Origin of the sequence: Vermiculatibacterium agrestimuris (assembly GCF_943193085.1) — a bacterium.
GTDB lineage: Bacteria > Bacillota > Clostridia > Oscillospirales > Oscillospiraceae > Vermiculatibacterium > Vermiculatibacterium agrestimuris.
The window spans coordinates 24,814-35,212 of the sequence record NZ_CALPCU010000022.1; the positions used below are offsets into that span (position 1 = coordinate 24,814).

Here is a 10,399-nt window from a genome sequence, read left to right on the forward strand (position 1 = left end):
AGGTACAGAAATATGTTTAGAGGTAAGAAGTATCAGAACGGCGCCAAGCTCATCGACAAGGCCGCCGCTTACGACGTGCAGGAGGCCATGGATCTGGTGGTCAAGGCCGCTCCCGCCAAGTTTGACGAGACCGTGGAGCTCCACGTGAAGTTGGGCGTCGACTCCCGTCACGCCGACCAGCAGGTGCGCGGCGCCATCGTCCTCCCCCACGGCACCGGCAAGACCCAGCGGGTGCTGGTCTTCGCCAAGGGCGACAAGGCCGACGCCGCCAAAGAGGCCGGCGCCGACTACGTGGGCGAGATGGATCTGGTGGAGAAGATCCAGAAGGAAAACTGGTTCGACTTTGACGTGGTGGTCGCCTCTCCCGACATGATGGGTCTGGTGGGCCGTCTCGGTAAAGTCCTGGGCCCCAAGGGCCTGATGCCCTCCCCCAAGGCCGGCACCGTCACCCCCGACGTGGCCAAGGCCGTTCAGGAGGTCAAGGCCGGCAAGGTGGAGTACCGTCTGGACAAGACCAACATCATCCACTGCCCCATCGGCAAGGTCTCCTTCGGCGCTGAGAAGCTCACCGAGAACCTCAACGCCCTCATGGGCGCCATCGTCAAGGCTAAGCCTTCCGCCGCCAAGGGCCAGTACGTCCGCTCCTGCGTGGCCGCCTCCACCATGGGCCCCGGCGTAAAGATCAACGCGGCCAAGTTTGTGTGATCTGAAAGCTCTTTCCCGAAAATATATTTCCCTGGGGGATTTTGCTTGACAAAATCCCCCAGGGGTGATATATTACCAATCGTGTTCAGAGACAGCGGGGAGCCTTATGGCTCTAACGACGTCAGTCCCCCGCCGAGAATACAGCCAACAATAGGGTTTTATTGTGCTGTTTTCGTGCGAACACGAAAGCGGCATTTTTTCTTTGTCCCCGGATGGAGGAAAAGCCGCCATCCAAAATACCTGGAGGTGAAAAACCAATATGCCGAACGCAAAAGTCCTGAGTGAGAAGCAGGCGGTCGTCGCCGGGCTCATCGAGACCCTCAAGTCCTCTGCCAGCGGCGTGCTGGTGAATTACGAGGGCATTACCGTCGCCGAAGACACCGCCCTTCGTAACGAGCTGCGCAAAGCCGGCGTGGAGTATGCCGTGGTGAAGAATACCATGGTGCGCCGGGCTCTGGACGACACCGGTCTGAGCGAGCTGGACGACGTGCTTCACGGCACCACTTCTCTGGCCGTGTGCAAGGACGATCCCATCGCCCCCATGCGGGTCATCAACAAGTTCGCCAAGAGCCTGGAGGGTGACCGTTTCGTCATCAAGGCCGGCTTCATGGACGGCAAGGTGCTGCCCCTGGCGGACATCGCCGCTCTGGCCGAGCTGCCCTCTAAGGAGGTTCTGCTGGGTCAGGTGCTGGGCATGATGCTCTCCCCCATCACCAGCCTGGCCATTGTCATCAAGGCCATCGCCGAGAAGGGTGGCGTCAGCGCCGAGAAGCCCGAGGAGGCCCCCGCCGCTGCCGAAGTGGCTCCTGCCGCTGAGGAAGCCCCCGCCGAGGAGGCTCCCGCCGCCGAGGCTGCCCCTGCTGAGGCTCCCGCTGAGGAAGCCCCCGCCGCCGAGTAAGAAAACAAAAACAACATATCAAATTTAGGAGGTATACAATTATGGCTAGCGAGAAGATCACCGCTATGATCGAGGAAGTCAAGGCCCTCACCGTTCTGGAGCTCAACGAGCTCGTTAAGGCCCTGGAGGAGGAGTTCGGCGTCTCCGCCGCCGCTATGGCCGCTCCTGCCGCCGGTGGAGCCGCTGCCGGCGGTGCCGCTGAGGAGAAGACCGAGTTCGACGTGGTTCTGGCCAGCTTTGACGCCGCCGCCAAGATCAAGGTCATCAAGGTCGTCCGTGAGATCACCGGCCTGGGCCTGGGCGAGGCCAAGGCTGTTGTCGAGGCTGCCCCCAAGGCCATCAAGGAGGCCGTCAGCAAGGACGAGGCCGAGGAGCTGAAGAAGCAGCTCGAGGAGGCCGGCGCCAAGGTGGAGCTGAAGTAATCAGCCCCTTCCCTACCCAAGAAAAACGACTGGTGAATTTTCACCAGTCGTTTTTTTGTAACCTTTTTCTTTCCTTTTCGTATATACTCATAGAACCGGTTCCAAAAGCGAGGTGAGGCCCTTGAAAGAAGCAAACCTGATCCGGCGGCTCCAGGCGGGAAACCGCTTCGCCCTCAGCCAGGCCATGGATACCTATACCTCCTATCTCTCCACTGTGGTATGGCATACCATGGGCCCTGCCGCCACCGCCCAGGATGTGGAGGAGGTGGTCTCCGACGCCTTTCTCGCCCTGTGGTCCCACCGTCAGACTCTGGACGCGGAGAAGGGGCTCAAGCCCTGGCTGGCGGCAGTGGCCCGGAACAAGGCCATCGACAGGCTGCGCGCTTCCCCCCTCCCTCCCCTGCCGCTGGAGGCCGCGGAGGAGGAACCCGCCGGCCCCGGCCTTGACCAGGAGGTGGAGCGGCGGATGTTTGCCGTCCGGCTCCGGTCGGCGGTGGAGCGGCTGGGCCCGCCCGACGATACTCTGGTCTTTCGCTTCTATTATGAGGGGAGCAGGCTCAAGGATATCGCCGCCGATCTGGGACTCAGCGTCCCGGCGGCCAAGGTGCGGCTTCACCGGGCCAGACAGAAGCTGAAATTGATCTTGACGAAAGGAGGGTCGGCAGATGGACCGCATGAATGAGTTGTGGCAGAAAGTGGGCGGGCCGGGAAAGGCCCCCGGGATCAGCGTTCGGGCCGTGAAGGATCGGGTCAACGCCACACTGGACGCCGACCCGAAAGAAAGGAAGGTCTATATGAAGCAGAAATTACGTTTTGCACTGGTGGCCGCCGCTTTAGCCGCCGCCGTCACCGGCAGCGCACTGGCGGCCAGCGAAAACTGGGACATGCTCTCCCTCTTTTTCAAGGGAGATACCTCCCCCGCCCAAGAGTATGTGAACAACACCGTCTATTCCGTCCATGATGAAAACTTCACCTTCACAGTAGAGAGTTCCGTGTCCGACGAGAGCGTCCTCTATGTCATCGCCACGGTGACGGCTTTGAATGAGGAGGCCAAAGAGGCCCTTTTTGACCCCCATTTTCAGCAGCTGGGCACCTTCGAGTTCTATATCCCCGCCTGGGACCAGCAGTGGAAAGCCATGAAGCAGGCCGGCGGGGAGGCTCCCGAGATCACCGCTTACGGCGGCTTTGGGGGCGGAGAGATCAAAATCCAAAGCGAGGATACCCGAAAATTCCAACTCCACGCCAATCTGTTCGGGGAACCCGACGAGGTAGAGCTTTGGCTGGGACAGATGGGCCGGGAATACTCCATGACCATCCCCATCTGCCCCACCCCCACCCGCGTCATAGAGTTGAACGTCTCCGGCACAGGGATACACGATTCCGACGCCACCCCCGGACCGCTCTTCATCCGGCGGGTAAGCCTGTCCCCCTTCTCCTTCCAAATGGAGACTACGGGATCGTCCACGCTGGCGATCATACCCCGTTTCCTCTTTCGCATGGCGGACGGCTCCATCCGCACCCAGGCCCAGATGATGGAATTCCGGGAGGGCTGGGCCGCCAAAATGCGTTCCGACACGGGCAGCGCCGACTATGTCCAGATGTATCGTTTCCATGAGGTCCAGAACCTGGACGAGATCGTCTCCATTCTCATCTTTGACATGGAATACCCTCTGGATGGTTCCCATCCCTTCCCGGTGGAGCATGACCCGTCTCTGGACCCCTTCTTCGTGCGGCAAATGGCCCCTCTCGCCGAAGATCACGGGTATCCCGTCCCCGTCCGGGAGCTGACCGAAAAGCTGGGCGGCATCTGCCACTGGGACCCGGCCACCGGGGATGTGACCTGCGTTTACCGGGATGCCTCCATCGTCCTCCGCCCCGGCGTAGACGTCGCCGTAGTAAACGGAGAACCCGTGACCATGTGGGATGCCCCCGCCGTGCAGGGCGGCTCTCTGGCCGCCTCCTGGGGCGTTTTTCGGGACGCTTGGAGTCTCGACGGCTTTGTCACCTATACCCGCGGAGAAAGGCTCCCTGACCCAGACGACCCCGGCAGCTTTATAACTCCCACCTTCTATCACGACTGGTATATCACCCCCTGATTTGCTTTTCCGCCGGGGCCGTGATATACTGATTTTTACCAATCAGTAGGAGGCACGCCTTATGTCCTTTTCTCTGCCGGAATATCACGCGCCCAATTTCTCCCTTTCCCGGTTCCAGTCCCTCCCCCAGGTCCGCTTCCTCCCTGCTCCCAAGGACGGTGTGGCCCCGGAGGGATACCACGCCACCACCATCTTCCCCGAGTATTTCCATGTGGACGGACAGTGGCTGCTGGCCCAGGAGAGCCGTATGGACTGCGTGGCTGTTTTGAAAAGCGGTCACATTGAGACAGTGGAGTTCCGCAATCTGAAAGCAGGGGACCTGGTGGCCTTAGGCCGGTCTGAGGACGGCTCCGAGGGCGTCTATGTCCACCCTGACGGCTTCTCCCCCACCGGGGAGGAGAACAAGGAGACCTTCTCCTTCCGCCAGGGCCGCTCCCGGGAGACCGCCTACTCCAAGGATTATGACTTCCTCTATGAACTCCTTCGCCATGAGCGGGACCACGGGCATATCCTCTGGGTCATGGGCCCCGCCTGCGCCTTTGACGCGGACTCCCGGGCGGCCTTCGCCGCCCTTATCCGGAGCGGCTTCGTCCATGGCCTTCTGGCGGGCAACGCCCTGGCCACCCACGACCTGGAGGCGGGGTATCTCCACACCGCCCTGGGGCAGGACATCTACACCCAGGAGAGCAGGCCCAACGGCCACTACCACCACATCGACACCATCAACGCCGTCCGGCTGGCGGGCTCCATCCCCGCCTTCCTCGACAGCGGGGCGGTGAAGGACGGCATCATCTACGAGTGTGTAAAAAAGGGCATTCCCTTTGTGCTGGCCGGCTCCATCCGGGACGACGGCCCCCTGCCCGAGGTCTACGCCGACGTCTACGCCGCCCAGGACGCCATGCGCGCCCAGGTGCGGAAGGCCACCACGGTGATCTGCATGGCCTCCGCCCTCCACACCATCGCCACGGGGAACATGACCCCCTCCTACCGGGTGGTAAACGGTGTGGTCCGGCCCCTATACTTCTACTCGGTGGACGTATCCGAGTTCGCCGTCAACAAGCTCCGGGACCGGGGCAGTCTGGCGGTGAAGACCATTGTCACCAATGTGCAGGACTTTGTCGTTCAGGTAAGCAAAGGCGTGAACACCCAATAAAACAAAAGGGACGGCCCCTCGGGGCCGTCCCTTTTTTCGCTTTTATTTTCCTGTGATGGCCCGAAGGATGAGGCGGAAGCCGTCCTTCAAAAACTCCTCCCGGGTCTTCCCCATCTGCTCCAGAAAAACGCCGCCGCTGCCATCGGCTATGCGGATCATCCCTGACACGCTGGCCCAGAAAAGCATCACCATCTCCATGTCGTTCTGCCCTTCCAACACCACTCCGGCGGCCTTTCCCTTTTCCAGAAACCGCGCCAACTCCTGGCACAGCTCCCGGATGGCCCGGCGCACATCCCGGTCGCCCCTGGCCTCCATGGCCCCCGCGCCGCCCGCCATCACCGCCTCGTAAGCGGTGGGGTTTGCGGCGTAGAACTCCAGAACGGCCTGACAGACCGCGTCATAGGCGGCGTACCAGTCCTCGCAGCTGTCGATGGCCTGCCCCACCCGCTTTTTCAGCATGGCCAGTCCGTTGAGGAGGATGGCGCCCACGATCTCCTCCTTGCTCTGGAAATAGACGTACAGGGTGGCCTTGCTGTATTCGGCCTCCCTGGCAATATCATCCATAGTCGTGCCTTCCGTTCCCTTTTCAGCGAACAGCCGCTCCGCTGCGGCCAGGATGGAGCCCCGATGATATTCCGCCAGCGCTTGACGTTTTCCCATATCTACCGCTCCTTATCATGTTTTCGTGAAATTCTTGACAAATAACATGATACCACAAATTTCCCCTGTATGCAACCTCAAGTTCCCAAAAGCCGGTTGGCGATCTGGAAGTAGATCACAAGGGACAGGGCGTCTACGATGGTGGTGATGAAGGGGCTGGCCATCACCGCCGGGTCAAAGCCCAGCTTCTTTGCCAGCATGGGAAGGCAGCAGCCCACCAGCTTGGCGCAGACGACCGTAAAGGCCAGGGTCAGGCAGACCACCAGGGCCACGGCGGTGGTGACATTGGTGTTCCCCAGCATCCCTATATCGATAAGCTGGATCTTCAGAAAATTGACCGCTCCCAGGGTCACCGCGCACAGCACCGCCACCCGCAGCTCCTTCCACAGCACCTTGGGAAGGTCGGAAAACTCCAGATCGCCGATGGAGATGGCGCGGATCACCGTCACCGAGGCCTGGGAGCCGGTGTTGCCGCCGGTATCCATGAGCATGGGGATAAAGGCGGTGAGGGCCACCCACCGGGCCAGGGCCGACTCAAAGGAGGAAATGATGAGCCCCGTGAAGGTGGCCGAGATCATCAGCAGCATCAGCCAGGGGATCCGCGCCTTCCAGATCTCAAAGGGGGTCATCTTCAGGTAGGGCTTGTCCGTGGGGGTGATGGCCGCCATCTTCTCGATATCCTCGGTGGCCTCTTCCTCCATGACGTCCATCACGTCATCGACGGTGACGATCCCCACCAGCCGCCCCTCCTGATCCACCACAGGCAGGGCGAGGAAGTCATATTTCATGATCCGCTGGACGGCTTCCTCCTGATCCTCCGTGGTGCGGGCGGCGATGACGTCGGTGGACATCAAGTCCCCCACCAGCTCCTCATCCTTGGCCACCATCAGCTCCCGGAGGGTAATGACCCCCTCCAGCAGCCGGCGGTTGTCGGTGACATAGCAGATATAGATGGACTCGCTGTCCTCGCTGTAGGCCCGGACGCGGGCGATGGCCTGGGCCACCGTCATGGATTTTTTCAGGTCGGTGACCTCGGCGGTCATGATGCTGCCCACCGAATTGTCCGGATAGTTCAAAAACTGGTTGATGACCTTTCGCGTGCCCAGGCTGGCGTTTTTCAGCACTCTCGTCACCACATTGGCGGGCAGCTCCTCCAGCATGTCCACCGCGTCGTCCACGTACAGCTCCTCCACCAGCTCCGCGATCTCCCGGTCGGTGATGGAGGAGATGATGGTCTCCTGCTTTTCCGGCTCCAAATTGGTGAATACGTCCGACGCCACCTCTTTGGGCAGCATACGAAACAGCAGCACTGTCCGCTCCGGACTCAGCTCTGCCATAAACTCCGCCGCGTCCACCTCGTTGGCCTCGGTGAGCGCCGCCTTCAGCTCCCGGAGCTTCTTGTCCGCCAGGAGCTCCTGCCACTGGTTCAACCGGTCTTCCCGCTCCATATTTTCCATTTCGTATCCCTCCTGTTCCTGTCAAAGTGTCATGAGGAAGTACAAAATGAGACAAAAACGCACCCATAAAGCAAATCAGCTTTACGGGTGCGGCGATACTCTCCTATGGGCGCAGGGTCAAGCTGCCGCCGCGCCCTTTACAAAAGGAACGGCGGAGCTACACGCTCCATAAGGGAACATCGCTGTCCCGTTTGGTACTTCGGCCGCAGATGTCCACAGATCGTTCCTCCCTTTTGATCGATTTCCGGCAGATGGACTGCCTGTTCTTTAACAATAACACGTTATTCGTTCTTTTTCAAGTCCTTTTCCGCCTGCTCCATCCCCCTCATCTTCCGCAGGAAGCCCACGGACAGCGGGATGGCCAGCAGAAAGGCGCACACGTCCGAGGTGGGCTGAGCCATCATCACGCCCTTGAACTCCAGAAACCGGGGCAGGATCAGCACCGCGGGGATGAAGAACACCCCCTGCCGGGCCGCCGCCAAAATAGAGGCTCGCCCGGTCTCCCCTACCGTCTGGAGCATCATATTGTTCATGATGACATAGGTCAGCAGAGGAAGGCCCAGGATATTCCACCGCAGAGCCTCAGTGCCCAGGCGCACCACCTCGGCGTCCCCGGGCTGGAAGCGGTAGACGATGCCCGGCGCCAGGAAGAAGACCACCGCCATCATCACGATCAAAAAGGCGGTACCCACTTTGATGCAGAACCAGTAGGCGTCCCGCACCCGGTGGTAGAGCCTGGCCCCGTAGTTGAACCCGCAAACCGGCTGGAACCCCTGGCCGAAGCCGATGACCGCCGAGCCGGAGAACATGGTCACCTTACTGACGATGCCCATGGCGGCGATGGCCGCATCCCCAAAGGGCTTGGCCGCCCAGTTGAGCAGAATGGTGGACACCGAGGCCAGGCCCTGCCGGTAAAGGGAGGGCAGGCCACCCTTCAGGATATTCACAAGGGGCCCCTCCCGCCATTTGATACGGCTCCACCGCACCGGAATGTTCCCGCCCCGGCCGGTGTTGAACAGCAGGATAAAAAAGCTCACCAGCTGGCTCAGGATGGTGGCCAGAGCCGCTCCCGCCGCTCCCTGCTCCAATACGATGATAAAAATGGGATCCAGAATGATATTCAGCACGCCGCCCACCGTGATGCCCACCATGGCGTAGGTGGCGCTTCCGGAAAAGCGCAGCAGGTTGTTGAGCACCAGCGAGCCGATCATCCAGGGTGCGCCGATGAGGATATACCGGGCGTAGTCCTCCGCGTAGGGCAGAATGGTCTCCGTGGCCCCCAGTATGCTCACCAGCGGGGTCAAAAACAGCTCTCCCAGCACCAGGATCGCCAGCCCCGCCAGCACGCCGCTGAAAAAACCGGTGGCAGCCACGGTCTCCGCATCCTCCCGCTTCTGCTGTCCCAGCAGCCGGGAGACGTTGTTCCCCGCGCCGTTGCCAAAGGTGAAGCCGATAGCCTGGATCACCGCCATCAGGGGCAGCACCACGCTCACCGCCCCCTGGGCGCTCTTGCCCAAAGTCCCTACAAAGTACGTATCCGCCATGTTGTAGACGGAGGTGATGAGCATGGAGATGATGGTAGGCACCGCCAGCTGCCCCACCAGGCCGGGGATGGAGGCCGTGGTGAGCCACTGGAACTTCTCTTCTGGATCTGTGAACCTGGGCATCAGTTTCCCCTCTTTTTCCTCTTTTTCGTTCTGAACCAGTATACCACCCTTTTTCCTCAAATGCAAACTCGCCAGTCTCTTTTCTTTCCTTTTCCCTGAAAATATGCTATGATGGATAAAATTTTCTTGAGGTGAACGGCTATGCGTAAACTGTATGAGGAAGACCCCTACCTGACCACCTTTTCCGCCGTCGTGCAGTCCTGTGCCCAGGGAAAGAAGGGCTGGGATATCGTTTTGGAGCAGACCGCCTTCTATCCTGAGGGGGGCGGCCAGCCCTACGACAAGGGCGTTTTGGGGGACGCCAACGTGCTGGAAGTCCACGAGCGGGACGGCCTGGTGGTACATACCTGCGACGCGCCCCTGCCGGTGGGAGGCCAAGTCTCCGGCGCCATCGACTGGCCCCGCCGCTTTGACCTGATGCAGCACCACTCCGGGGAGCACATCGTCTCCGGCATCGCCCACGCCAAATGGGGATGCGACAATGTGGGCTTCCATATGGGCGCCGACGTCATCACCATCGACCTGAACACTGTCATTGACGAGGCGCAGCTCCAGGCGCTGGAGGAGGAGGTCAACCGCTATCTTTGGGCCGACGCCCCCGTGGAGATCACCTACCCCTCCCCCGAGGAACTGGAGAAGCTGGAGTATCGGAGCAAAAAGGCCCTCACCGGCCGGGTGCGCATCGTCTCCTTCCCCGGGGCCGACGTGTGCGCCTGCTGCGGCACCCACGTCTCCTCCGCCGGACAGGTGGGTCTGGTAAAGCTCCTCAGCGTTCAGAAGTTCCGGGAGGGCGTGCGCATCGAGCTCATCTGCGGCGGCAGAGCCATTTCCTACATGAGCCGGCTCCTGACCCAAAACCGGCAGATCCAGAACCTCCTCTCCGCCAAGCCCTTTGAGACCGGCGCCGCGGTGGAGCGGCTTTTGAGTGAGAACAACGGATTGAAGGCCCGGCTCCTGGAGATGGAAAACCACCGCTTTGCCCAGCTGGCCCAGCTCCACGCCGGAACGGGCCCCCTGCTCCTTTTCGAGGAGGGGCTCTCCCCTGACAGCCTGCGGCGGCTGTGCGGCGCCCTCTCCCAGACCCGGAACGGACTGTGCGCCTGCTTCTCCGGCGGGGAGAGTGAGGGCTATAAATACGCCCTGGCCCACGCGGGCGGCGACCTGCGCGCGCTGGGCAAGGCCATGAACGAGGCCCTCCGGGGCCGGGGCGGCGGCAAGCCCGACTTCCTCCAGGGCTCCGTTCAGGCCGGGCGGGAGGAGATCGAGGGCTTTTTCGCCAAAAATGCCCAATGATACGCAAAGATATGAAAAAGAGCGGAGAGCGGCCCCAAAGGGGGCCGC

10 protein-coding genes are annotated in these 10,399 nt (G+C 61.2%); 7 read left to right on the forward strand and 3 right to left on the reverse strand.

Annotated features, from left to right (window positions below; genetic code table 11):
* The first annotated feature begins 12 nt into the window (after positions 1-12).
* The 6 genes from rplA (at position 13) to NFR87_RS08240 (ending at position 5,274) form a co-directional block, all read left to right on the forward strand.
* Positions 13-705 (forward strand): 50S ribosomal protein L1, encoded by a 693-nt coding sequence (rplA, locus tag NFR87_RS08215; RefSeq protein ID WP_251448846.1) that lies wholly within the window; start codon positions 13-15, stop codon positions 703-705.
* A gap of 259 nt (positions 706-964) precedes the next feature.
* Positions 965-1,603, forward strand: coding sequence for a 50S ribosomal protein L10 (rplJ, locus tag NFR87_RS08220; protein ID WP_251448848.1), 639 nt, complete (start codon positions 965-967; stop codon positions 1,601-1,603).
* A 41-nt stretch (positions 1,604-1,644) separates the two neighbouring features.
* Positions 1,645-2,025, forward strand: a complete 381-nt coding sequence (gene rplL / locus NFR87_RS08225) for a 50S ribosomal protein L7/L12 (protein WP_251448850.1) — start codon at positions 1,645-1,647, stop codon at positions 2,023-2,025.
* A gap of 121 nt (positions 2,026-2,146) precedes the next feature.
* A complete protein-coding gene (locus NFR87_RS08230; RefSeq protein WP_251448851.1) occupies positions 2,147-2,707 on the forward strand; it encodes an RNA polymerase sigma factor in 561 nt (186 codons plus the stop codon).
* Positions 2,691-4,121 (forward strand): copper amine oxidase N-terminal domain-containing protein, encoded by a 1,431-nt coding sequence (locus tag NFR87_RS08235; RefSeq protein ID WP_251448853.1) that lies wholly within the window; start codon positions 2,691-2,693, stop codon positions 4,119-4,121. Before NFR87_RS08230 ends, NFR87_RS08235 begins: the two co-directional genes overlap by 17 nt.
* A 61-nt stretch (positions 4,122-4,182) precedes the next feature.
* On the forward strand, positions 4,183-5,274 hold the full coding sequence (locus NFR87_RS08240; protein ID WP_251448855.1) for a putative NPN-dependent ornithine cyclodeaminase: 1,092 nt from the start codon (positions 4,183-4,185) through the stop codon (positions 5,272-5,274).
* Between the two features lie 42 nt (positions 5,275-5,316).
* Here NFR87_RS08240 and NFR87_RS08245 read toward each other — a convergent pair whose 3' ends face one another.
* From NFR87_RS08245 to NFR87_RS08255, 3 genes are all read right to left on the reverse strand, one after another.
* The gene (locus tag NFR87_RS08245) at positions 5,317-5,934 is read right to left on the reverse strand and encodes a TetR/AcrR family transcriptional regulator (protein ID WP_251448856.1); all 618 of its coding nucleotides are present in this window, start codon (positions 5,932-5,934) and stop codon (positions 5,317-5,319) included.
* A 77-nt stretch (positions 5,935-6,011) separates the two neighbouring features.
* The gene (gene mgtE / locus NFR87_RS08250; protein ID WP_338147047.1) at positions 6,012-7,391 is read right to left on the reverse strand and encodes a magnesium transporter; all 1,380 of its coding nucleotides are present in this window, start codon (positions 7,389-7,391) and stop codon (positions 6,012-6,014) included.
* 281 nt (positions 7,392-7,672) lie between these two features.
* Positions 7,673-9,058 (reverse strand): MATE family efflux transporter, encoded by a 1,386-nt coding sequence (locus NFR87_RS08255; RefSeq protein WP_251448858.1) that lies wholly within the window; start codon positions 9,056-9,058, stop codon positions 7,673-7,675.
* Positions 9,059-9,199: 141 nt separating this feature from the next.
* On the opposite strand from NFR87_RS08255, the gene NFR87_RS08260 reads away from it, so the two are divergent.
* Positions 9,200-10,351: an alanyl-tRNA editing protein gene (locus tag NFR87_RS08260; protein ID WP_251448860.1), complete on the forward strand. Its 1,152-nt coding sequence runs from the start codon at positions 9,200-9,202 to the stop codon at positions 10,349-10,351.
* Positions 10,352-10,399: the final 48 nt, after the last annotated feature.